The 22,812-nt window shown below is 63.1% G+C and carries 22 protein-coding genes; 10 read left to right on the top strand and 12 right to left on the bottom strand.

Annotated features, from left to right (window positions below; genetic code table 11):
- Nucleotides 1–791: 791 nt before the first annotated feature.
- Entirely contained in the window at nucleotides 792–1,385 is a 594-nt protein-coding gene (locus EOA49_RS05175) for a TetR/AcrR family transcriptional regulator (RefSeq protein WP_127239810.1), read from the top strand.
- Nucleotides 1,386–1,405: 20 nt separating this feature from the next.
- On the opposite strand, the gene EOA49_RS05180 is transcribed toward EOA49_RS05175, so the two are convergent.
- The 5 genes from EOA49_RS05180 to EOA49_RS05200 form a co-directional block, all read right to left on the bottom strand.
- Nucleotides 1,406–2,242, bottom strand: a complete 837-nt coding sequence (locus tag EOA49_RS05180) for a DMT family transporter (protein WP_095823625.1) — start codon at nucleotides 2,240–2,242, stop codon at nucleotides 1,406–1,408.
- Nucleotides 2,239–2,817 (bottom strand): TetR/AcrR family transcriptional regulator, encoded by a 579-nt coding sequence (locus EOA49_RS05185; RefSeq protein WP_127242320.1) that lies wholly within the window; start codon nucleotides 2,815–2,817, stop codon nucleotides 2,239–2,241. The genes EOA49_RS05180 and EOA49_RS05185 overlap by 4 nt, the downstream gene beginning before the upstream one ends.
- 202 nt (nucleotides 2,818–3,019) lie before the next feature.
- The gene (locus tag EOA49_RS05190) at nucleotides 3,020–3,472 is read right to left on the bottom strand and encodes a hypothetical protein (protein WP_095800057.1); all 453 of its coding nucleotides are present in this window, start codon (nucleotides 3,470–3,472) and stop codon (nucleotides 3,020–3,022) included.
- A 110-nt stretch (nucleotides 3,473–3,582) separates the two neighbouring features.
- Nucleotides 3,583–3,945 (bottom strand): DoxX family protein, encoded by a 363-nt coding sequence (locus EOA49_RS05195; protein WP_095800058.1) that lies wholly within the window; start codon nucleotides 3,943–3,945, stop codon nucleotides 3,583–3,585.
- A gap of 24 nt (nucleotides 3,946–3,969) precedes the next feature.
- Nucleotides 3,970–4,392 (bottom strand): VOC family protein, encoded by a 423-nt coding sequence (locus EOA49_RS05200; RefSeq protein ID WP_095800059.1) that lies wholly within the window; start codon nucleotides 4,390–4,392, stop codon nucleotides 3,970–3,972.
- A gap of 278 nt (nucleotides 4,393–4,670) precedes the next feature.
- On the opposite strand from EOA49_RS05200, the gene EOA49_RS05205 reads away from it, so the two are divergent.
- Nucleotides 4,671–5,330 (top strand): helix-turn-helix domain-containing protein, encoded by a 660-nt coding sequence (locus tag EOA49_RS05205; RefSeq protein ID WP_245460533.1) that lies wholly within the window; start codon nucleotides 4,671–4,673, stop codon nucleotides 5,328–5,330.
- 24 nt (nucleotides 5,331–5,354) lie between these two features.
- Here the strand turns inward: EOA49_RS05205 and EOA49_RS05210 are convergent, their stop codons facing one another.
- The 3 genes from EOA49_RS05210 to EOA49_RS05220 are packed head-to-tail and all read right to left on the bottom strand — an operon-like array spanning nucleotide 5,355 to nucleotide 7,491.
- On the bottom strand, nucleotides 5,355–6,203 hold the full coding sequence (locus EOA49_RS05210) for a 23S rRNA (adenine(2030)-N(6))-methyltransferase RlmJ (protein WP_127240974.1): 849 nt from the start codon (nucleotides 6,201–6,203) through the stop codon (nucleotides 5,355–5,357).
- Nucleotides 6,204–6,210: 7 nt separating this feature from the next.
- Entirely contained in the window at nucleotides 6,211–6,834 is a 624-nt protein-coding gene (locus EOA49_RS05215; protein ID WP_127240975.1) for a hypothetical protein, read from the bottom strand.
- 12 nt (nucleotides 6,835–6,846) lie between these two features.
- Entirely contained in the window at nucleotides 6,847–7,491 is a 645-nt protein-coding gene (locus tag EOA49_RS05220; RefSeq protein ID WP_245460534.1) for a TetR/AcrR family transcriptional regulator, read from the bottom strand.
- 135 nt (nucleotides 7,492–7,626) lie between these two features.
- Here EOA49_RS05220 and EOA49_RS05225 point away from each other — a divergent pair, with 135 nt between their 5' ends.
- The 3 genes from EOA49_RS05225 to galE all read left to right on the top strand — a co-directional run bounded on the left by EOA49_RS05225 (nucleotide 7,627) and on the right by galE (nucleotide 11,079).
- Complete coding sequence (locus tag EOA49_RS05225) at nucleotides 7,627–8,094, top strand: carboxymuconolactone decarboxylase family protein (protein WP_127246197.1); 468 nt, start codon at nucleotides 7,627–7,629, stop codon at nucleotides 8,092–8,094.
- Nucleotides 8,095–8,884: 790 nt separating this feature from the next.
- On the top strand, nucleotides 8,885–9,946 hold the full coding sequence (locus EOA49_RS05230) for a UDP-glucuronic acid decarboxylase family protein (RefSeq protein WP_127240977.1): 1,062 nt from the start codon (nucleotides 8,885–8,887) through the stop codon (nucleotides 9,944–9,946).
- Entirely contained in the window at nucleotides 9,946–11,079 is a 1,134-nt protein-coding gene (gene galE, locus EOA49_RS05235; protein WP_127240981.1) for a UDP-glucose 4-epimerase GalE, read from the top strand. Before EOA49_RS05230 ends, galE begins: the two co-directional genes overlap by 1 nt.
- Before the next feature lie 192 nt (nucleotides 11,080–11,271).
- On the opposite strand, the gene EOA49_RS05240 is transcribed toward galE, so the two are convergent.
- Nucleotides 11,272–11,859: a DUF995 domain-containing protein gene (locus EOA49_RS05240; protein WP_245460536.1), complete on the bottom strand. Its 588-nt coding sequence runs from the start codon at nucleotides 11,857–11,859 to the stop codon at nucleotides 11,272–11,274.
- Nucleotides 11,860–12,252: 393 nt separating this feature from the next.
- Between EOA49_RS05240 and EOA49_RS05245 the strand changes: the two genes are divergently transcribed.
- Genes EOA49_RS05245 through EOA49_RS05255 form a run of 3 tightly spaced genes read left to right on the top strand, consistent with a single transcriptional unit; the run spans nucleotide 12,253 to nucleotide 15,267 of the window.
- On the top strand, nucleotides 12,253–13,170 hold the full coding sequence (locus tag EOA49_RS05245; protein ID WP_127240978.1) for a lysylphosphatidylglycerol synthase domain-containing protein: 918 nt from the start codon (nucleotides 12,253–12,255) through the stop codon (nucleotides 13,168–13,170).
- Nucleotides 13,171–13,175: 5 nt separating this feature from the next.
- On the top strand, nucleotides 13,176–14,252 hold the full coding sequence (locus tag EOA49_RS05250) for a glycosyltransferase family 2 protein (RefSeq protein ID WP_095800065.1): 1,077 nt from the start codon (nucleotides 13,176–13,178) through the stop codon (nucleotides 14,250–14,252).
- Nucleotides 14,253–14,283: 31 nt separating this feature from the next.
- A complete protein-coding gene (locus tag EOA49_RS05255) occupies nucleotides 14,284–15,267 on the top strand; it encodes an NAD-dependent epimerase/dehydratase family protein (protein ID WP_095800066.1) in 984 nt (327 codons plus the stop codon).
- Nucleotides 15,268–15,295: 28 nt separating this feature from the next.
- Here the strand turns inward: EOA49_RS05255 and EOA49_RS05260 are convergent, their stop codons facing one another.
- The 3 genes from EOA49_RS05260 to EOA49_RS05270 all read right to left on the bottom strand — a co-directional run bounded on the left by EOA49_RS05260 (nucleotide 15,296) and on the right by EOA49_RS05270 (nucleotide 19,439).
- Complete coding sequence (locus EOA49_RS05260; protein ID WP_164749194.1) at nucleotides 15,296–17,710, bottom strand: sulfatase-like hydrolase/transferase; 2,415 nt, start codon at nucleotides 17,708–17,710, stop codon at nucleotides 15,296–15,298.
- A gap of 334 nt (nucleotides 17,711–18,044) precedes the next feature.
- Entirely contained in the window at nucleotides 18,045–18,785 is a 741-nt protein-coding gene (locus EOA49_RS05265) for a hypothetical protein (protein ID WP_127241919.1), read from the bottom strand.
- A 138-nt stretch (nucleotides 18,786–18,923) separates the two neighbouring features.
- Nucleotides 18,924–19,439, bottom strand: coding sequence for a hypothetical protein (locus EOA49_RS05270; RefSeq protein ID WP_245460537.1), 516 nt, complete (start codon nucleotides 19,437–19,439; stop codon nucleotides 18,924–18,926).
- A gap of 231 nt (nucleotides 19,440–19,670) precedes the next feature.
- Here EOA49_RS05270 and EOA49_RS05275 point away from each other — a divergent pair, with 231 nt between their 5' ends.
- Both EOA49_RS05275 and EOA49_RS05280 read left to right on the top strand, forming a co-directional pair.
- A complete protein-coding gene (locus tag EOA49_RS05275) occupies nucleotides 19,671–22,346 on the top strand; it encodes a DUF6212 domain-containing protein (RefSeq protein WP_095800067.1) in 2,676 nt (891 codons plus the stop codon).
- Between the two features lie 237 nt (nucleotides 22,347–22,583).
- On the top strand, nucleotides 22,584–22,812 hold a 229-nt coding region (locus EOA49_RS05280), incomplete at its 3' end, for a hypothetical protein (protein ID WP_164749195.1).

The raw sequence follows: 22,812 nt of genomic DNA on the forward strand, positions 1-22,812 counted from the left end.
CCCCTTGCGTTTTGCCCAAGGTCGTGAGTGACCCGGCGTGCTCATGCATATCTGACTCGCGGCTATCTAGCCAGCGAAGCAACACAATGAATTTCAGTTATTGAATTTTGGTTACGCAAGACGCGTTGACAAGGGCATCGGCGAAAAAAACGACAGAGAATCTTTGCCCGTCGAAGTGAAATTGCGCCGTCGAGAATTCCCGATGCTCTCTATCGCCGGATCATCCAGACATCTTGATGCCGCGCAGAGCGTAGAATGTGAGCGTATTGCTCATAATGGACAACGCACACCAAACAAAGCACCTCATCTTGTCCAGCGGAAAGATTTACAAGTCAAGGCGGAGCAGAACCGAACCGGCGAAGGGGCAAAGCTTGCGCGGCAAAAAGCGAGCTTACAGCTCACATTCAAAAAACTGCCGCTGGAGAGCTTGATCCGCTCAGGCTCCACTGCAGACGGCGTGAGGACTCCGCCGTTCCATGCTCCTCGCAAGTTCCGAGGGGAGAAAACCGTTGCGCACAGTCCTGGAATTGCTGTTCTTCCTGGTCGCAATTCCGGACGGAAAACCGCTTCGCACTTTTCCTGGAATTGCTGTTCTTCCTGGTCGCAATTCCGGACGGAAAACCGCTTCGCACTTTTCCTGGAATTGCTGTTCTTCCTTGGTCGCAATTCCGGACGGAAAACCGCTTCGCACTTTTCCTGGAATTGCTCTCAGGCCAAATGTGAGTATTCTGGTTATATTCTCGGGAGGCAGGTTGGGGATGTCTACTCGCATTGCAAAGCCAGCCCCGCGCATGCGCAAGGAGCCGCGCCAGGCGCGCTCGGTCGCCACCGTCGAGGCGATAATCGAAGCAGGTGCCCGCGTTCTAAGCGAGATCGGCTGGGCGGGCTTCAGCACCAACAAGGTGGCCGAGACCGCGGGCGTGAGCATCGGGTCGCTCTATCAATATTTCCCCGACAAGCTTGCGCTGGTCGACGCCATCCGACGCCGCCACTTCGACCATGTGCTGTCCGTCATTCGCGAAGCCGCGGCCGAGGAGAAGCCGCTCAGGCAATTCGCGCGCGAGCTGGTGCGCGGCATGATCGCCGCGCACAGCATTCACCCGACGCTGCATCAGGTGCTACTCGACGAGACGCCGGGCGACCGCGGCTCGCACGCCGCGCATGCCTCGTTCCAAGCCCGCTATCTCGAGCACTATGCGGCGGCCGTCGCGCAATACCGCCGGCGCCTGAAGAATACCGAGACCGTGGCGCGCGTGCTCTCCTCCGCCGTCGAGGGCGTGATCCACAATGCGGCGCGCCGCAACATGCTCGATGCGCCGGAGCTGCAGAAGCAGCTCGGCGAGCTGATCTGCGCCTATCTGTCCGGCCAGGGCGCGCGAGCGTGACCAGCGCGATACCGACGCCGTCAGGGTCGATAACCGAGGCAGATCGCGCCCAGCGCGACGACGGCACAGGCTCCGATACGGAGCGGCGTCAACTGCTCGCCGAGGAAGAAGCGGCCGATGAAGGCCGCGAAGACGACGCTGGTCTCGCGGATGGCGGTGATCGGCCCGGCTGGCCCCTGCGCGAAGGCGGCGACCACCGCGCCATAGGCCAGCAGCGCGAATAGGCCGCCGCTCAAGGCCTTGCGTGTTTCCGGCGCACGCAGGTCGACAATGAGCCTGCCGCGCAGGCCGACGAAAGCCGCCGGCAGCAGGGCACCGTAGATCAGCAGCACCCAGGCGGTGTAGGCGGCGCTGTCGCCGGCGACGCGCACGCCGATCGCGTCGACCGTCGCATAGGCCGCGATGATGACGCCGGTGGCCAACGCGTAGAGGATCGATGTCACTGAGGCCCTGCCCCGCCCGACTGACAGACCCATAATGCCGCAGGCGACCAGCGCGACGCCGATGAGTTCCGGCGCGGCGAGCCGCTGGCCGGCCAGCAGGAAGCCGCCGAGCGCCACCAGCAGCGGCACGCTGCCGCGCACGATCGGATAAACCTGCCCGAGCTCGCCATAGCGGTAGGCGGCAACCAGGAACACGCTGTAGCCGACCTGAAGGACGGCCGATAGCACGACATAGGGCCAGGCAGCCGCAGCCGGCAGCGGATGGAAGAGCGCCAGGACAATAGCAGCGGCAGTGCTCGAGAAGCTCATGACCGTGACCGTCCACAGCCTGTCGGCCCCGGTCCGTAGGAAGGCGTTCCAGCTGGCATGCAAAATGGCCGCGGACAGCGCGAGCCCAACGACCGTCGCGTTCATTGGGGGACCTGCGCGCCGGCGAGGATGGCGGAAGCCGCCTTGCGCGCATTGGCGATGGCGGCATCAGCCTCCCCCATCTGGGCCAGCAGCGTCGCGCCCTCGATCAGCATCAGCAGCGCCGTGGCGACGCCCTCGGCCCGCTCCGGCGGCATCTCTTCTTCCAGGATGGCGCGCAGGCGCGCCCGCAAACCGTTCTTCTGGCGGCTGGCTGCCTTGAACACCGGATGATCGGGATCGCCGAACTCGGCGAGCGCGTGCGCGAACAGGCAGCCGTGGAAGTCCGGATCGCGAAACCAGCGTTCGTGCCAGTCCAGTATCGTTAAGATCTTCGCTTCCGCCGTTTCCGCCGTCGCGGCCAGCCGGTCGAGCTGGCGTTCGAAACGCGCCGCGCGGTGCTCGAGCACCGCGACGATTAGCTCGTCCTTCGCCGGGAAGTGGCGGTACATCGTCATCTTGGCGATGTTGGCCTCGGCAATAATTCGGTCGATGCCGGTGGCGTGGAAGCCGTCGCGCTTGAACAGCGAATACGCGGTGTCGACGACATGCTGGCGTTTGGCGGAGGGCGATGAGGGCATTTATGCTGCCGCGTGATGAGACAGGTCTGTCTCTTTTTAGGCAACGGTTCGACAGTTGTCAATTGGCGGCCGATTAGCCGATTTGCTTCCGGCGATAGCCGGCAAGCTCACAATATTCGCGATCGGACTGATGCGGTCGGCGGGCCGCACTGAGTGTCCTGCGGCCTGAAGGCCGCAGGCCGGGGAATGGATCGGCGGCTTCTTACCGAAGCACGCGGCAGCGGCCGTTATAAACCATCCAGCGGTCGAAGCCGGAGACGCAGAACTCGACATTGTCGCCGATCGAGGCGAAGCCCTGGCCTTCCTCGATCAGGTAGAAGATCGAGCGGTCGCGGCCGTCCGACAGGCTGACGGTGGCGCGGCAATAGTGCCGGCCGATCGGCCATCTCTCGCTCGACGGCAGGTAACGATGCAGGCGGATGTTATGGAAATCGGTGATCGCGACATCCGGCAGGTGCGGCACATGATGAACCTGATAGCTGAAGCGATCGGTGATCTTGCTCAGCACCCAGGCCTCGGCGCAGACGCTGCCGTCATCCTCGGTTAAAACGGCAACGTCGGCGGCCTGCGCTGCCTGGGTGAAACCAAGCGACGTGCCAAGCGGCGTCAGAAGCGAAATCAGCGCGGCAAGGGCGGAACGGGCGAAGCGAGTCATGACAGCCTCTCAAGGTCGGTTGCGCGCACTGTGCGGATTCGCTTGGCGGCGGTCAAGCGGTTGTGAAGACAATGGTTTCCCAAATCATCGTTCCAGATGCGGTCCGGCTGTCAGACGGTTCCCGCCACCAGCAGTCCGCCGACGACGGCCAGGTTGATCAGCAAGGCGTTGCGCAGCACCTGCCGCTCCGGCTCTTCGGACTCCCAGAAGCGCAGCAGCGCGACGTTCGTCGACAGCGTGAACAGGACAAGCGCGCCGGCGGCGAAAGGCACGGCACGGCCGAGCGCAAGCATCAGGCCGGCGACGACTTCGAGGGCTGAGCCGGCTGCCAGCATGACAGCGGGAGCCGGAAACTTCCGGCTCGCCAGATAGTCGCACATAGCCTTGAATTTCAGGAAGTGCTCGATGCCGGCGAAGACGAACACGCCGCCGATGAGAAGCGCGCCTATCGCCTGAATGGTATCGATCGACATGTCGACCTCCTGCAGGCTTCCGGGTCAATCCTTCGGGATGAAAGCGGGGTTGTAGACGACTTCCCAGAGATGATCGTCGGGATCCTGGAAATAGCCGGCATAGCCGCCCCAGAAGGTCTTTTGCGCCGGCTTGGCGACGCGCGCGCCGGCCTTGACGGCCTCGGCCATGGTCGCGTCGACCTCGGCCTCGCTCGCCACGTTGTGGCCGATGGTGAACTCGGTCGGGCTGCGGCCGCTCTGCGGCACGGTGGCGTCGAGGGCGATGTTCGCGCGCTCGAAGATCGCGAATTTCAAGCCGCCGGCAAGCTCGAAGAAGGCGACGGCGCCATGCTCGAACTCGCGGCCGATGATGCCTTCGGTCGGCAGGCCCAGGCCGTCGCGGTAGAATTTGAGCGACGCCTCCAGATCGTCGACGCCAAGGGTGAAGACGGTGATGCGAGCTTTCATTTCTCTCACTCCCTTCTATATTCGTCACCACATCCGCGACTGGATGCGGCGCAGTGAAGGCGCTGGACGCGCCAAGAGGCTGCATCTGTTTTGCCACGGCGGACGCGACCCGCATTGAAGATTTCGGCCAAAATGGCCGAAGCGGATCCGCCAGAGGACGCCGAAGCAGATCGGAGAAGATATGGAAGCGGTCCTGGCGCAGACCACCGGCTTTCTTTCGGGAACGGCCCGTCCCGCGAGGCCTGGCCGGCGCCTTCTCCGTCGTCTGGGTGCATCGCATGGCGAAGCAGGACGTCCCGCCAATCGTCGTCACGCCGGACGCGACCATCGATCTGCAATGGATCGAAGGTCGCTTCCGCGTGGCCGGACCGGACAAGGAGCCGCAGATCGAGCGCCTTCCCCCCGGGTCGGTGATCATCGGCTTCCGTTTCCGGCCGGGCGCGGCCGCCGGGTGGCTCGGCCTGCCGGCCGGCGAAATCGTCGGCGGGCGGCTGAGCCTCCAGGACTTATGGGGTACGCGCGCCCGCGAACTGTCGGATCGCGTCAAGGCCGCGCCCGACCTCGCCGGCATGGTGCGGCAGTTGGAAAATGAAGTCGGCGCGCATACAGAGGGGCGCGATGCGCTCGATGCGCTGATGGGCAGGGCCTTCGACCTCATTGATGAAGGCCTGTCGCCGGAGATGCCGCTGGTTCCCTGTCTGCTCAACCGCCTCAACATGAGCGAGCGGACGCTGCGCCGGCGTTTCGAGGACGCTTTCGGCTATGGTCCGAAGACGCTCGACCGCATCCTGCGCTTCCACCGCTTCCGGCGCCTGCAGCGACGGCATAGCGATGCCTCGACCGCGCTGCTCGCCATCGAGGCCGGCTACGCCGACCAGGCGCATCTGATCCGCGAAACCCGGCGGCTGACCGGCGTGACACCCTCGGCGCTGGCGTAGGTCAGTCTTCGGCTGGTCCCGGTCTCACTCACCGGCCAGCCATTCGATCGTCCAGCGCGACGGCTGTTCGACGGCAAGCACTCCATGCAAGGCCGGCAGCATCAGCCGCAATTCGGCCTCCAGCGTGAAGGGCGGGTTCACCACCACAAGGCCGCTGCCGTCGAGGCTCGGTTCGCTCGAGGCAGGCCGGATCTCGAAGCCGATGTCGAGCAGTTTTGGAATGCCAGTCTCCTTCAGCGCGGCGCGGAAGGCGGCGACCGCCTTGCGATCCTTGATCGGATACCAGAGCGCGTAGATGCCGCCCGGCCAGCGCCGGTGCGCTCGGCGCAGGTTCTCGACGAGACGCTGGAACTCGCCCTCCTCCTCGAAGGGCGGATCGACAAGCACGAGCCCGCGCTTTTCCTTCGGCGGCAGATGCGCGCCGAGCGCCAACCAGCCGTCGAGCTCGATCACCCTGGTCTGGATGTCGCCGGCGAAGACGGCTTTGAGCCGCGCAGCGTCCTCGGAATGCAACTCGATCGCCGTAAGCCGATCCTGCTGGCGCAGGAGATGGCGCACGATCAGCGGTGAGCCGGGATAGCGGCGGAGACCGCCGTCGGGATTTTCCAAGCGCACCGCTTCCAGATAGGGCTGAAGCAACGCCGCCGTCCGAGGCTCGAGCGCGGCCTCGGATAGCCGGCCGATGCCGCCCTGCCATTCACCCGTCTTGCCGGCCTCCACCGACGCGAGATCGTAGCGGCCGATGCCGGCGTGAGTGTCGATAACGCGAAAGGCCTTGTCCTTCTGCTTCAGATACTCGACCAGCCGGCTGAGCACCGCGTGCTTGACGACATCGGCGAAATTGCCGGAGTGGTAGGCGTGGCGATAATTCATGCCGCCTTCACCTTTGCGAACCGCCGCGGCCCCAGCGCGGCGGCGGGGGCTGCGAGTTGGGATTCTGCGGCGGCTTGTTGCCGCGCCCAAAGACCAGCGAAAGCACCAGTCCAGCCAAGCCGACTCCCATCAGCGTGTAACCGGCCGGCTGCGCGCGTTCGTCGACCGAGCCGGTGCCCGCACGCAAGATCAGGTCGACGGCGCGCATGTCGATCCCGTCCGCATCGCCCGGACCGACAGTGAAGACGTAAGCGCCCGGCGTGACCGTCTCTATCACACCGGCCTCGTCGCGAAAGATCTTGTCGGGCAGCTGCGGGCTCACCTGGCGTGGATTGTCGGTGTGGTTGAAGGAGAGCGTCGAGGCGAGCGCCGTGCGGCCGCCGCCTGCCGCGGTCAGCGTCAGCACCGTGTGCTGCTGCGAGGCGACGCGCTCGGCACGCGCGGTGAGGTCGACCAGCACGCGAACAGGCGCGTCGCGCGCAGCGAGCCGTACGGTCGCCGGCCGGAAGCGGCCGCCCTCGTAGACGCGCCAGGTGCCGATCGCATGGCCGGAGAAATTGCTCACCGCCCAGGGATAAAAGACCCCGATGGCAGCGCCGGCGATGAGGACAAGAACCGAGAGGAAGCGCATTGAAAGCCCTGGTTAGAGTTTCTTGCGGGCGCGATCGCCACTTTTGGCGGCCTCGTCCCGGGCAGCGTCGCGAATCCGCTCCATCTCGTCCAGAAACATCTCCAGGCCAAGCTCGAAAGTCTTGTCGAAACCGCTTGTGCCAAAATAAGCCGCGGCCGCCACGACACTGGGATAGTCGCGCTGCAATTCTTCGTCGCTGACCGTGGTGACCGCCGACGGCCCCTTGGCGTAGCCGGCGGTCTCGTCGAGGATCGCGCCCATCAGATAATAACCGGCGGCGCGGAACAGACGGGCGCTGAGCTCAGGTCCGAAGCCGCCATCCTCGAACAGGCCGATGATGGCGTTCAACTTGGCGAGGCAGGGCGGCGAGTTCATGCGATAGACGACGATGAACGGCGCGAAGGCCGGATGCTCGGTCGCCACACGCCGGAATTCCTGCATACCGATGCGCGCCCGCTCACGCCAAGGAAGGCTGTGATCGGGGATCACGAGCCCGCTCATCTGGCGATCGACCAGCGCCTCGTAGAGATGCGCCTGCGAGGGAAAGTGATGGTAGATGCTCATCGCCTCGCAGCCGAGCCTGGCGGCGAGCTTGCGCATCGAGAAGCCGGAGAGCCCTTCCCGCTCGATTACCTCAAAGGCCGCGTCCTCGATCATCTCGCGGGACAATTTTCCGCGGGTTCGGATTTTCTTGCTCGGTGAGTCCATGGCGCCGCTTGACAACTTACACTGTAAGGTTCATGTTCAAATCACCTTACACCGTAAGGCTAACAAAAACCAGAGGAGAACACCATGCCTGTCATTCGCATCATCTCAAGCGCGCATTCCTACCTTCGTTCCGCCTCGCTGCTCGCCGCTATCGCGTTCACCGCGGCCTTGACCGTGCCTGCCGGCGCCGACGACTATGACGCCGCCATCAAGGACATCCAGTCGACCATCGGGGGCGTACCCGGCTTCATGAAGCAGTTCCCGAAAGCCGGTCTGCCCGGCGCGTGGGCAGAGGTCAAGGCAATCGAGATCAGTGACAAGACGGCGCTGCCGCCGAAGGTGAAGTCGCTGATCTCGCTGGCGGTCGCGGCGCAAATCCCCTGCAATTATTGTGTTTGGTCGGACACCGAGAACGCCAAACGCGCCGGCGCCACCGACGAGGAGATCCAGGAGGCAGTCGCCTTGGCCGCCTTGACCCGCCACTGGAGCACCATCTTCAACGGCATGCAGGTCGACTTCGCCCAGTTCAAGAAGGAGATGGGCGGAGAATAAGGAGGGCAATGAGGAGTAGAAACGGGAATGCACGGCGTCCAGTTGTCCAACCTGCGCTACTCCTTGTGCTCCCTTTTTTAAGCACCTCAGAGTGGTGGCGATGCCGGGAGGCCATCTCGGCGTGCCGGACAGCACGGCTGCGGAGCCGTCGTCACCACGGCCGCCTAGCCCCGATCAATTCGGAAAGCGCGTTTCGCGGACAGGGCCTATAGGCTCGCCAGATCTACCTGTTGGCGAACTAAGATATACTTGCGCAATTTTCTAGCCCGAAAGACCGGCCGCAAGAAATGCCAGAGGCCGAGAGACGGCGCCAGACGCGTTCCTTGTCTTCACCTTGAAGCCTTCCGCCCTAACGCTCGACGAGTTTTGCGAAGACCGCGGCACGCGGTGTTTACCGCGGGAAAACCGGACGGAACCGCCCTTTTTATGACGCAAAAGGCGCGCCTGCCTACGCCTACAGTTAACCAACAGCAAAAGAGTAACGTTAATGAATCCCTAAATTAGTTGACTATGCGGCGCACAGGTATATCTTTCTATACGTTGGGTGTGCAATTTGGGCGAGCAGTCCGCGGTGGTGGCAACCATGTTCGTGGATCGCGACTTAGGGGCAAAGGGACGCTGAGCGGCAGCACATAAGCCGTACGGCAACGACCCCGCTTACTCAGACAAAACACACGTTTCTGGCGACTCCGCGTATGCGGAGGGATCGCCATGATTTCACCTGGTCGGGCAACGCTGTTGCCCCGGCCCGGAACGATGATGCGTGGGTGTGTGCGAGTATGAGGTCGCCATGGGTAGGGTCATCAAGGTTCTGAAGCTGGACACCAAGCCGGGACGGAGGCGTGCCGATAAAGGACGCGCGCTGGTCGCCGGCGGAGCAGGATTTCTGGGTTCTCATCTGTGCCAAAGGCTGCTTGCCGATGGATATGAAGTCATCGCGCTGGACAATTTCCACACGGGCAAGCGCTACAACCTGTCAGCGATAGCGCGTGACGCGACTTTCACCTGCATCAGGCACGACATCGTCGAGGAACTGCCGACGGACCTGGCTGTCGACGAGATCTACAATCTCGCCTGCCCGGCTTCTCCGCCGCATTACCAGGCCGATCCGATCCACACCTTCAAGACCAGCGTGCTCGGCTCGATCAACCTTCTGGAGCTCGCGCGGCGACACAACGCCAAGATCTTCCAAGCCTCGACTTCGGAGGTCTATGGCGATCCGCTGGTGCATCCGCAACCCGAAGGTTACTTCGGCAATGTCAACACGCACGGTCCGCGCTCCTGCTACGACGAGGGCAAGCGCTCGGCCGAGACGCTGTTCTTCGATTACTCACGGACATACGGCATCGATGTCCGCGTCGCGCGCATCTTCAACACCTATGGCCCTCGCATGCGGCCCGACGACGGCCGCGTGGTGTCGAACTTCATCGTCCAGGCGCTGCGCGGCGACGACATCACCGTCTACGGCAGCGGCGCGCAGACGCGCTCCTTCTGCTTCGTCGACGACCTGATCGAAGGCTTCGTGCGCCTGATGAACGCCGGCGTGGCCCCTCAGCACCCGGTCAATCTCGGCAACCCCGTCGAGTTCACCGTCATGGAATTGGCCGAGCTGGTCATCGACTATACGAATTCGCGCTCGCGCATCGTGCACCGGCCGCTGCCGGTCGACGACCCCAGGCAGCGCAAGCCCGATATCTCGTTTGCCAGGCAGCATCTCGGCTGGGAGCCGAAGGTTGCGCTGAGCGAAGGCCTCGCCCACACCACTGCCTATTTCGACGCCGTCCTGGGCGGACGTCGGTTCATCGCCCCGCGCAGGGTCCAGGCATCAACCGCCAGGGAGGCAACGGCATGATGACCCGCCGCCCCGTTCTGGTGACGGGTGGCGCCGGCTTCATCGGCAGCCATGCCTGCAAGCTGCTGTCGGCGGCGGGCTACTTGCCGGTGGTCTACGACAATTTGAGCCGCGGCAACGAGAAAGCCGTCGCCTGGGGGCCGCTGGTCGTCGGCGACATCCGGGACCGCGAAGCGTTGCGGCGGGCGATCGAGACTCACAGACCACAGGCGATCATCCATTTCGCCGCCCTTGCCTATGTCGGCGAGTCGGTCAGCGCGCCGGCGGATTACTATGCGACCAATGTCGGCGGCACCATCGCCGTACTGGACGCCGCGCGGGCAAGCGGCATCGACAAGGTGATCTTTTCCTCGAGCTGCGCGACCTATGGCGTGCCGGAAGCATTGCCGGTGAGCGAGGCCTCGCCGCAGAAGCCGATCAGCCCCTATGGCCGCAGCAAGCTGGTGGGCGAAGAAATCATCAGGGACTATGCCGCTGCCTATGGAACGAGATACGCGATCCTTCGCTACTTCAACGCCTGCGGCGCCGATCCCGAAGGCGAGCTTGGCGAGTGGCATACACCCGAAACCCACCTCATTCCGAGGGTGCTGATGGCGGCGTCCGGCATGATCGAGGCGATCGAGGTCTTCGGCGCCGATTACGAGACGGCGGACGGCACATGCGTGCGCGACTACATCCACGTCAGCGACCTCGCCCGCGCGCATCTCATGGCATTGATGCATCTCGAGGCCGGCGGCGACAGCCTGTCCGTCAATCTCGGCACCGGCCGAGGCATCTCGATAAAGGAGATCCTCGAGGCCGTCGGCCGCGTCACCGGCCGGACGGTCCCGGTCGCCTATAAACCGCGCCGGCCCGGCGACCCGGCCGGGCTGTTCGCCGATCCCAGCCTTGCACAAGAGCAGTTGGGCTTTGTGGCGGAATTTTCCGATCTCGACACCATCGTCAGGACGGCAGCGCCCTTCTTCGGGCTCCGACCGGCCCTGAAGCCGAAGGTTTTCAAAGCGTCCGCCGACGTCTCGCGCGCGAAGCGCGCGCCGCGCGGCATGAACGCCGCGGAAAAACGCCAGCCTGCACGGCTGGCAGTCGTCCCTGTGAGTACTGTGTCGGGGCGTGGGCTCGCTGAGCTGGGTTGAGGGCTTGTCTCAGCGAGCCTCTTAGATTTGATCCGCCGGGACAATTCCGAGCGGAAACTGCTAGAGCAATTCCAGGACGTGTGCAGCGGTTTTCCGTCCGGAAATTGCGTGAGCAAAGAGATAGAGCGGGTCGGCGTTTCCGTGAAACGGCCAGCCGCTCTAGGCATTTTTCTGGACGTGCGCCAGCAGCGACTAACTCTTGGGATCGACCAACTTGCGGGCCTTTTCAAAATCGACGCTCCTGGTATCGCCCGCCTGAATTTTCTTGAACTCGTCGGCCGAATTGTCCGAAGCGTGCCTGAAGCTGTACCACCGGCCATCCGGATCCCTCCGTTGCTGGACGGTCCCGTTCAGGACGCGATGGCTGAAACAGGTGCGGATGGGCTGTGCCGCATAGGCCGTGGACCGCCAGACGAGCTCCATGCACATCTTGCCATCATTGCTGAGATGCCATGTGCCTTCGGCGAAGGACGTTGAACCAGGCTTTGACGTCCAGGCACGCATGCGCCTGTCCTGGGCGAAATAGGCGGCTCCGTCCTCCCAGTTCCAGGTGCGGTCGGCATAGAACAACTGCAACTCAAATGCCGTCGGCGTGGTGCCTGCTTGTGCCGCTGCCGGAGACCCAGCGCCGGCTGCGTGAGCAACGCCGGACAGCGCCACTACACCGCAGAAGAGCAGAAGCATCAGGTCCGTGCGCCGCGCAGAACGACGGCACCTCACGCTCCGCGCTGGTCTGGACGGCAATATTTTTCGAACTGCAGGAATGATGAGCGATAACATTTCGACGACGCCTTTCGATCTGGCGTCACTACCCAGATTGGGTATTCGATCCCAATGCGCAGCTACCGCCCCCACGTGATATTAACTGCCGCTCGAGGAATGGTGTCAACCTTCCCGTCGCAGCGAGCCAGGATCGCCCGCGAACAGTGATTGCGGCCGCGCCAAAGCTTGTGGATGGGCAAGCCGCTGGTTTATAGGATCGGCCGCTTATGATGGAGCAGAAACGTTGAACGGGCCGGCGACCACGGAAGGGCTCGGAATCTTGGCGCCTCGCCAGGCCATTGGAAGCCGGCAAGGGAGCCGGCGGCCTGGAGCCGTCCCCGGCCGTGCGCCCGATTTCGAAATCGAAGCAATTACCCGGAGTGCGGCGGTCGGCGCCATTCGGAGAACTGGTTGAAAAAAGCATTCTCGATAATCGTCACCCTGGCGCTGCTGGCCTGGCTTGCGGCAGACTCGCGCTGGAAGATGGTGGGCGACGCCTTCGCCAGCATCACGCCCGGCGCCTTCGCTGCGGTGACGCTGGCGCTGTTCGTCACTTATGTGGTGCGCGCGCTGCGGGTCTGCGACGAGTTCCGCGACGACGTGAACGGCCGCTTCGGCGCCTGCCTGCGCGTCATCCTGATTCACAACGCCATGATCAACGTGGTGCCGTTCCGCGGCGGCGAGACCGCCTTCCCGCTGCTGTTGCGGCAGGTGTTCGGCATCTCGATCGTGCGCGCCGGCGCTTCGCTCCTGTGGTTCAGGCTGCAGGACGCCTTCGTCGTCGGTGTGCTCGCCTGCCTGGTGTGGCCCGGTCTTCACCCGGCCCTCAGGGCTGCGGCCATCGCGGCGCTGATTGCCGCCGCCTGGTATCTGCCGCGCTGGGCGCGCGCGCCGCATGACTGGGCCGGGCGCGGCAGCATCGTGTCGAAGCTCGGCAAGCTGCGCGATATCTTCACCGAGGCCACGGGGCGCTCTCGCTACGGCTGGTGGTGGACGGTCGCCAACTGGACGCTGAAGCTTGCCGTGCAGGGATGGCTGCTCGCCATGCTGCTCGGCACCTCCTTCCAGACTGCCTTTCCCGGCGCCGTCGGCGCCGAGGCCGCCGCCATCCTGCCGGTGCAGGGCGTCGCCGGTTTCGGTACCTATGAGGCGGGCGCGGCAGCGGCGCTGCTTTATTCCGGCATCGCCATGAAGGACGGGCTGCAGGCGGCGCTGGCGCTGCATCTGTTCATCCTCTGCTCGGCCGTTGCCACCGGTGCGATCGCCTGGCTGTTTCCCTCGAAATCGACGCTGCCGGAGACGCCGGCTACGGGACCCGCAAGGAAATGACCGCCATGGACATGCTTCCCATTCCTCAGTCGGGGCTGCCTGCCGGTGCCGTCATGCCCGAGCACCAGCTTTCCATCGTCATCCCGATGTATAACGAGGCCGACAACGTCGAGCCGCTGATCGTGCGTATCCACCAGGCGATGGAGAACTACAGCCAGCCCTGGGAAGTGGTGCTGGTGGACGACGGCAGCACCGACGCCACGCCGAATGAAATTCGCCGCCTGGCGGCCGAATACGGTGCGCATGTGCACGCTGTGGAGCTGGTGCGCAACTTCAAGCAGACGGCGGCCATGCAGGCCGGCCTCGACGCTGCCCGCGGCGATGTCATAGCGACGCTCGACGGCGACCTGCAGAACGATCCGTTCGACATACCGCGCATGGTCTATCGACTGCTGACCGAGGACCTCGACCTCGTCGCCGGCTGGCGCAAGAACCGTCAGGAGGGTTTCTGGATGCGCCGGCTGCCGTCACGCATCGCCAACTCGCTGATCGCGCGCGTCACCGGGGTTCGGCTGAAGGACTATGGCTGCAGCCTCAAAGTGTTCCGCGGCAGCGTCATCCGCAGCGTCAGGCTCTATGGCGAAATGCACCGCTTCATCCCGGCCTGGCTGGCGACGGTGACGACGCCGCGCCGCATCGCCCAGGAGGTGGTGACGCATCACGCCCGCATCCACGGCCAGTCGAAATACGGCATCTCGCGCACCTTCCGCGTGGTGCTCGACCTGGTCTTCATGTTCTTCTTCATGCGCTACCGCACCAGGCCCGGCCATTTCTTCGGCGGCATCGGCATCGTGTTCGGCGTGCTCGGCTCGCTGATCCTTGCCTACCTGTTCAGCTTGAAGGTGTTTTTCGGACAGGACATTGGAACGCGCCCGATGCTGTTCACCGGCTTCTTCCTGGTCATCGCCGGCCTGCAGATGGTAACGTCGGGCGTGCTCGCCGAGATGCTGTCGCGCGTCTATCTCGAGGCCAATGTTTCGCTCGCCTATGTGGCGCGCCCGCAGCCCGCGCCTGGCGAAGGCGATGGCTGGCGTTGGCCGAACCCGCCGGCGCAAGCCAAGAAAGCCCCGAGACGGAAATGATCCCGCCCCTACCCTCATCCGAGGTCCGCGCATGACCATCCTTGTGACCGGAGCCGCCGGCTTCATCGGCAGCCATGTCTGCGAGCGCCTGCTCGCCCGCGGCGACGCCGTTGTCGGCGTCGACAGCATGAACGCCTACTACGACCCGGCATTGAAGGCGGCACGGCTCGCCAGGCTTTCCGGCCGGCACGGATTTTCGTTCCAGCAACTCGACATAGCCGAGTCGGGCGCGCTGGCGGCGAACCTCAAGGGAACGCTGCTTAGCGGCATCGTGCATCTCGGCGCCCAGGCGGGCGTGCGCTATTCGCTCGAAAATCCGCGCGCCTATATCCACGCCAACATCGCCGGCCACCTGGAGGTGCTGGAGCTCTGCCGTGCATCGCCCGAGATCAAGCATCTGGTCTATGCCTCGTCGAGCTCGGTCTATGGCGGCAACACCAAGGTGCCGTTCGTGGAAAGCGACCGCGTCGACAATCCGGTGTCGATCTACGCGGCGACCAAGAAGGCGGACGAGCTGATCAGCTCGACCTATTCGCATCTCTTTGGGCTGCCGCAGACGGGCCTGCGCTTCTTCACCGTCTATGGCCCCTGGGGACGACCGGACATGGCGGCCTGGATCTTCACCGAGGCGATGCTCTCCGGCAAGCCGATCCGCGTCTTCAACCATGGCGAGATGTGGCGCGATTTCACCTATGTCGACGACGTTGTCGAGGGCGTGATTGCGGTTCTCGACAAGCCGCCGGCGGCCGGCCGCGAGCGCCACCGCATCTACAACATCGGCAACAGCCAGCCGGTGCATCTCGGCCGCTTCATCGAGACGCTGGAAGGGCTGCTCGGCGTGAAGGCCATCCGTGAGGATCTGCCCATGCAGCCCGGCGATGTCGAGAAGACCTTTGCCGACACCAGCGCGCTAGAGCGCGACATCGGCTTCAAGCCGAAAGTGCCGATCGAGGAAGGACTGGCGAAATTCGTCGACTGGTACCGGCGGGAATGGCGGCCGGAGGGCAAGCTGTAAAGCGAAGCGCTGCCGCCGATGCCCTGCCCTACATGCATCCTTCGATAAACGGACCGCTGACCCATAGCGAGCCGTTGGTATACATGGCGGTTCCGCTGTCGTCGGTGTAGCCATGGGATTGCTCGTCCACGTGCAGCTTGCTCTTGGGCACAAGCTGCCCGTTCACTTTTATGCTCTTGATGAAAAGGTTGCGATCGCCGGGCCGGCCGTCTCCGGCCCACTCGTCGTTGACATAACGAATTTCGATCGTCTTTGGATTGGGCACGCCGCTAAGGTCGATGTGGAACGGTTGCGCCTCGACGGCCGCCTCCGTCAGTTCCGCCACGCGCTGCTCGCCTGTCGAGGCCTTGCTCTCCTTGCCCTGGACGGCGATCTCGCCAAGGCGCTTGCCGTCGGCGAAGACGTCGAAGCGAGGCTGACCCTGGTAGTCGGTGCCGGCCGCGTCGATCTCCAAGCTTGTGGCTGCGCAGTGCCCCGCGTCTCCGGCCGCGTTGGCGACAAGTGTGGCTATGCGCCGCTTTTGCGATTGCACCCAGCCGGCAATCGGCTGCAGCAGCGCCGTTCGATCGCTCAAGCCTTCTTCGAATAGGTTCGTCTTTTCGCCGGGATCGGCCTTAAGGTCGTATTCCTCGACCTTGCCGGTGGTAGCGTTGAAAATCACCTTTCGATCATTATCGCGATAACCGAGCAAGGAGCCGGCCCACGGATTGAAGAAGAAGGTCCTGTTTGGCCGTTGCTCGCTGAACAGGCTGCGGCCCTGCCACTGCTCGGGCAATGGCAGTCCCAGTATGTCCATGATCGTCGGAGCGATGTCGACGATGCCGCCGACCGGATGAGCGACTTCGTCATGGAAAAGGTGCTTGTTGATCATTATCAGCGGAATGTGGACGTTCTCGTCGTAGATTGCGGTGGCATGGACGTAGTCGCCATGTTCTCCGAACGCCTCGCCATGATCGCCAAGGACGACAACCAGCGTCGAATCGAGCTTGCCGGACTGCTTCAGTGAATCGAGGATTTCACCGAACGCTGCGTCGCCGACCTTCAGGGCGTTGAGATAGGCATTGAATTTTTCGTCATCGACGTAGTGCACCGGCCCGATGTCTTTAGCGGAAGGCACCATCTTCGAGAACATCGGGCTGCCGGTGATGTACGGATAATGCGTCATCGCCGTGAACATGATGCCGAAGAAGGGCTTCTGCGGATCCTTCTTCATCCAGTCGATGATCGTTTGGGCCGTGCAGAGGTCACTGTTGTAGTCCATGTTCTTCCACTGCTCGGTACTGAGCTTGAAGGTCGGGGTGGCGCATTTCTGCCCCCGATAGTCCTGGATGACGTCCAGTCCCTTGTTGAGCAGGAACTCGTCCACACGCTGGAAACGGGAATCGGCGCTCCAGAAGAACCCGGTGCGAAAATTGTGCTTGGACAGGGTGTTGGAGATCGTCTCCAGCGGCAGGTACGGATATTTGGCAGTCATCCCGTAGAATGAGATGTCGTTGTACATCGAGGTCAGCAGCGAGAAGATCGAATAGTGCGTGGAAGGAGCATGCGCATAGATCTTGTCGAACCGAATGGAATCTCCGGCATAGCTCTTTATGTTCGGCGTGATCGGATACTGGCCGCCAAAGGTCTCGATGTATTTCGACGGCACCGACTCCATCATGAAAATCAGCACGTTCTTGATCGGATTTGGCGTCGGCGCCTTGAAGCTTGAGGTTTCCGCCGGACGCTCCCCGACGCTGGCGACATCGGGATCATCGCCGCCGGCGCTCATCGCAAAAGTCACCGGCGTCGAACTGAACCACGCCGACTGAACGAAATACACGATAGGATTGTCGACCTTGGATGCTGGCAGCGACTGAGCGCGCACATGATAGCCGCTGCCGACCAGGGCCGCGCCAACGCACAGAACCAAAGCGATGAGAAACCTCTTGCGGCCTGCGGAACTCAGCCGCTGGCACAAACTGCCCGCGGCGTAGCCGAGGGCCAGCACCAGAACGATGGACCCGAAAAGGATCGCGGCATCCCTCACGTTGAGGGCATCGCCCATCGCGCTCTTGGCGTCGGCATTCTGCAGGAAGTCGCCATAGACCAGCCACTGGAAGGTGAAAGGCTCACCCAGCATCTTGACGAGATTGATGTTGGCAAATCCCCAGCCGAGCGACACCAGGACCACGAGATAGAAAAGGGAGGCGACGGCCGCGGATGCGAGCCGGCTTGACTTTGTAAGGAAGAGCAGGATCAGCGTTGCCGCCGTCACCGATGTGATGAGTATCAGGTCGTAATAGCTTGCCGCCAATCCCATGGGAATGGACGCCAGGCCTCCCTGAAATGTCGTTTGCGGATCGACGATTACGGCCCGGTAGATGCCCAGCAGAAGCCATAACCACAGGCTGGTGCAAATGACGCGCAAGGACGTCCGCGTGAAGCGAAGTTCCTGCGTCAATGCAGGTTTCGTCCTCGATCCCGTCTGGCCGCCCTCGGACCGGCTCGCCGAGCCCATACCGCCGCCGATACTCATGAGATTGCCCACCGCCAGTTTGTGCTCCGGCCAGAAACCACGGCCGGCAGCTTTCAAACCTCGTGCGCAAAATCGGTTCGGGGCAGGAAAGAGTCAACAAAATCAAGTGTGCGTTAACGACGTCTCTTCAGAACTGGTTAACCGCAAACATTGAAAGACGATGGGCTTGCCAAAGCGCCGATCAGCATGGAAGCGGCCAACTTGCGGCAGCGAAGAAGGCTGAGACCGTGTTGCGGGCCGGCCCGGCTTCATTCCGACGTCAGCCGAACGCGTACAGATCGTCCGTCGAGACTGCCCTGAAATAGGTCACGAATTCCCAGTAATTCTCGATGCGGTCGACGAAAGGCCGCTGCGGCGGCTTCAGGATCTCGGTCTCGAAGTGGTCCAGTCGCTGGGAACCGCCGAGATAGGCAATGATTGCATTGCCAACCAGTGGATCGCCGATGTCGCTATAGTGGATCGGGAAATACGGCTGTCGGGTCTCGAACAGCACCGATCTGATCTTTGCGCGAAACAGATTCAGCTCGCGCAGAAACGCGTTGAAACGTTCTATGTCGAAATGCACCTTCTTTCTGGGGCTGTCGGCTGCGAACCGGTCGGTGGCATGGACTGTCCATACTCCGGATGCTTCCGCTTCGAGCAACGAGACGAAGGACGCGATCGGATTCCTGACAAGCCAGAGCTTCTTGACGCTTTCATCTTCCAGCACGGGGAGTATGGCCGCGCGCGTCTGGTCGGGAAATATATGAAAACCGATGAAGCGAGCCGACTGACCGTCGAAGATGCGCGCGATGAACTGCTCCGGCTCGACATCTCGCAAATCGACCCGATCGCGCGGCAGATCGATTTTCTCGTGATAGTCATGGCGCAAGCCGACGAAGCTCGGATTGAAGATTTCGCCGTGCAGCACCATTCCGTCATACTGGTTGAGATGGCGATTGAGCGCTTGAGAACCGGTTCGTGGCGAAGCGATCAGCACGAACTTCTGACAAGACTGCATTCACGCCACACCCGTTGGAGTTTGCCCGAACATACACAAACGACCTCTCCGTTCAAATGTGAGCGGCCGCTTGAAACGGCAACGGCAGGCGCCCTGAAGCACCCGCCGTCGTCGGTGTCCCAGCACTTGCTGCGGGGTTCAACCGCCGCGCAGGCGCGTTGGGCTGAGGCTCGCAATGGTCGAACGCTGTTCGGCGGGACAAGTCGGCAGGAACCGGCTCGCATCCGCATAGGTCATGGTGGTGACGGAGTTCTTCAGGCCGCCGCGCTTGACGATCCAGCCGCGAACCCAGCCAGGGTAGTTCTTCATCATGAAGTCGGCCGCGACCTGGTTGCCGCGCACCCCGGCGCCATACGGCAGGTGGAAGCCGAACGATGCGTTGCGCGTGACGCAGACCTTGCTCTTGGGCATCGCCAGGTAAAGCGTGCAGGCCGAATCGCACGCACCGTTGAAGCGCACGAAACCGCCGCTGCGGCGCATCTTCAGCATGCGGATGGCATAGTCGATTACATAGCCGCCGCGGTCGCCGCTGATCGTCTTGACGTAGCCCTTGCCGAGATTCATGCGCGGACGCAGCAATTGGTCTGCCGAGCTCGTCGAGATCATCGCGCCCGTCAAGGCGAGCGCAGCGAGAAACTTCAATATCGTTTTCATTCGCGCCTCCTGCTATGCCGTGAACGGTTAGCCGGGACGCGTAAAGATTGGTTATGCCGTGTCGATAAACTTGTAACAATCGCTTGATTGCACAGTCTTTTTAGGGGCCGCTTGATTGCATTGGTTTATCAACGGCGCAGAAGGATGATCACTGAAAAGTAAATCCGGCATGGTCAAAGACCAGAGAAGCGTGGAAGCCTTGCCGGTCGATTTGGGTCAGAGGAACGTTCAATGACCGCTGCAAGCAAGCCGAAGCCGGAAGGCGGTCGTCGCCGCATCTGCGTGGTCACGCCTGCGATCCGGCGCGACGCCGATAAAGACGATGCCTCGGCGCCCGGCGAACTTGCCAGGCTCTTCGCCGAAGACGGAGACGACGTCACGCTGCTGTGGGTTGCCGGCCGGGACGTGCCATCCACGGACGAGGTCGCGGCCCGCCGGGCGGAGTTCGGGGCCGCCTCGGTCAAACTGGAGGTTCTCGACCGGTCCGACCAGCTGCTTCCCTCGCTGGCGACGCCCGAAAGCCGCTCCGCTGCGCTGCTGCATTATCTCGAGCGGTGCAGTTACGATCTGGTCTACGCGCCGCTGGAGGGTGGCCTGCCCTACTTCACCCTGCTCGCGGCTGAGACCGATGCCTTCGCCACGCCGCCGATCGTCCTCCTTGCCCGCGCTCCGCAAGAATGGGCGCATGAAGCCGACAAAACATTCATGGGCAGCACCGAGGCGATCGCCACGGCCTACATGGAAAAGTACTGCGCCGAGATGGCCGACAGGACGGTCTGTGCATCCGCCGCCCTGCGCCAATGGATGCTGTCGAGAGGCTGGAAGGTGCGCAAGGCGACGGTGCTGCCGCCACCGCTTCGGGCCGTCCGGACCGAAGCGCCGCAGCCACCCATCGCGAGCAAGGCGCGTGAGCTTGCCGCCCTGGCCGGATCGCGCTTTCGTGACGGGCTGACGCTGCTCTGCGACGCGCTCGACATCCTCGCGCAATCGGCGCCCGAAGGGCTGACCCTCACCGCGTTCGGTCCATTCGGCAAGATCATGGGCGAGCACAGCGGCGGACTGCTTCTGCGGCGCGCCGAACGTTGGCCGTTCCGGCTCAAGCTGTTGCCGCGCGCGACCCTCGAGGAGAGGCTCGACTACCTCGCACGCAGCGGCGCCTTGGCCGTTGTCCCCAGCCTTGCCGCATCGACCGGCGAGGCCGTTGGCGCATGCACCGCGGCAGGGCTGCCCTTCGTTGCAACCAATGCCGGCGCGAATGCCGAAGCCTGGAAGGCTCAAGCCGGCCAGCCGCCGCTGGTCGAGCCCGACGCGGCGCAATTGGCGGCCGCCATGCTGGCGGCGCTCGAGAAGCCGCCCCGGCCACGGCGGATCGATATGACGGGCCCCTGCCGCAAGGCATGGCTGGATACACGCAATGTGCCCGCTGCCCGGAAGCGCGTTCGCAAGCGGCCCCAACCGGCGCCCCTGGTTTCGGTGGTTATGGCGCATCGCAACCGGCCGCTCTATCTCAAACAAGCCATCGAAGCGGTCGAGGCGCAAACCTACGGCAATCTTGAACTGGTGCTGGTCGACGACGGAAGCGATCTGGAAGAAGCCAGGCAATTGCTGGATACGTTGGAACCAGGCTTCCGTAAGCGCGGATGGAGGATCCTGCGCCGGCCGCACAAGCATCTTGGCGCCGCCCGCAATGCCGGCGTGCGCGCCGCGCGCGGCGAACTGATCCTGTTCGTGGACGACGACAATGCGCTTTTTCCGGAAGCCGTCGAGCATTTCGTCCGTGGCATGGCGGCATCGGGCGCGGACATCTGCACGGCCTTCCAATTGCTCTTCTATGAGGATTTCGTGCCCGAGGACCGGGCCGACGGCCTGATCCAGTATCTGCCGCTTGGCGGCCCCGACGCGCTGGGCCTGATCCACAACGTCTATGGCGACGCCAATGCGATGGTGCGCCGGTCGGTTTTCTCGCAGATCGGATTTTGGCTTGAGGATCCCACCTATGCCATGCACGACTGGGAGTTCTTCGCGCGGGCCTCACTCGCCGGGCTCAAGCTCAGGCCCATTCCAAAGCCGCTCTACTGGTACCGGTCGAAACCGGACGGCATGTTCCGCACGTCGAATTGGTACGACAACCGCTTGCCTGTCCTGGAGGCGTTGCGGACGCTGCGATCCGATGACACCCGGCTGCTCCACCAAATGGCCATCGCGCAGAACACGGCGCGTTCCGAAGTCGACAGCGCGCGCGAGAACCTGAAATATACGCCTGCCGATCGCAAATATCTGGCTCTCAGCGACCTCGAGCCGAACGGCGAGGCAGCGATCGAGACGCTCGCCGGCATCGCCGCTTCGGTCGGCCGCCACGATACTGCCACCGCCTTGCTTGGAGACGGTCTCGCCAGGCCGCAGCCAGACGCATCAGGCAGAGCCGAGGCGGCCAGCGCTTCAGGCGCGCTCGCTTACGACGTGCTGAGGAGCGCAAGGCTGCTTACGCCGCGCACTGCAGCGCTGCCGTTGTTGCTGGTGGCGCCCGACGGCGGCGGCGTGTTCCTGCGCCCGCATGCGGAGGGTGCGGTCGCAGCATCGATCGATCATCAATTCCCGCCCTTCTTTCGCAGAATAGAGGCCGCCATCGAACTCGCCCATGCCGAGGCTCCGGCAATCGCGTTCGGCCTGGCGCTCGCCCGCCCGGACCGGCCTATAGACTGGCAGCAGGATGTCGGCGCGCAGACAATCGGCTTTTCCGGCTGGATGACGGTCCGCGACAGATTCGTGCGCCACGCCTTGGCGGCGACGGTCAATGTCAGGCGCAAGATGCCGCTTTCGATCGTGCTCGCGGTGCGCTTCGTGGAAGGACCGAACGGTGCTCCGAGCAACGCCTTCTTTCGGACGCTGACGGTGTTCAGCGACTAAAGCAGGACGTTCGAAATCTGAACTCGACATGCTGCCGGTTCGCCTGTTTTTCGGCGCCGCATTTCTGCGGCCACGACGCGATTCAGCCCCGTCGGCGAGAAATAGCCTTCACAGGCCCAAGCAGCCGCTCAAAGTTAACCATCTCTCAAGCCGATTTCTTCCGATATGGTTGACAAATTGCTAACAAATCAATAGTATCAACAGCCTATGGGGTATGTAGTGGCAAGGGTGGGCGTAATGCGTAAGATACAGTCGCTACTTCTGGGCGGACTCAGTCTGCTCGGGTTGAGCGTCGCGTTTTCGAATGCGGCGCAAGCGCAAATCGAAGTTGCTCCAATCAAGGAAGCCGAGCTCGCCTGCGAGCAGGCCCTCAAGATCGGCACCATCGAGGCGCTAGAGGACTACCTGCATCGTTATCCGAATGCGCCAACGGCCTGCAAAGCGCTTGCTTTGAACAGCTTGTCGC

The organism is Mesorhizobium sp. M1A.F.Ca.IN.020.04.1.1 (assembly GCF_003997315.1).
GTDB lineage: Bacteria > Pseudomonadota > Alphaproteobacteria > Rhizobiales > Rhizobiaceae > Mesorhizobium.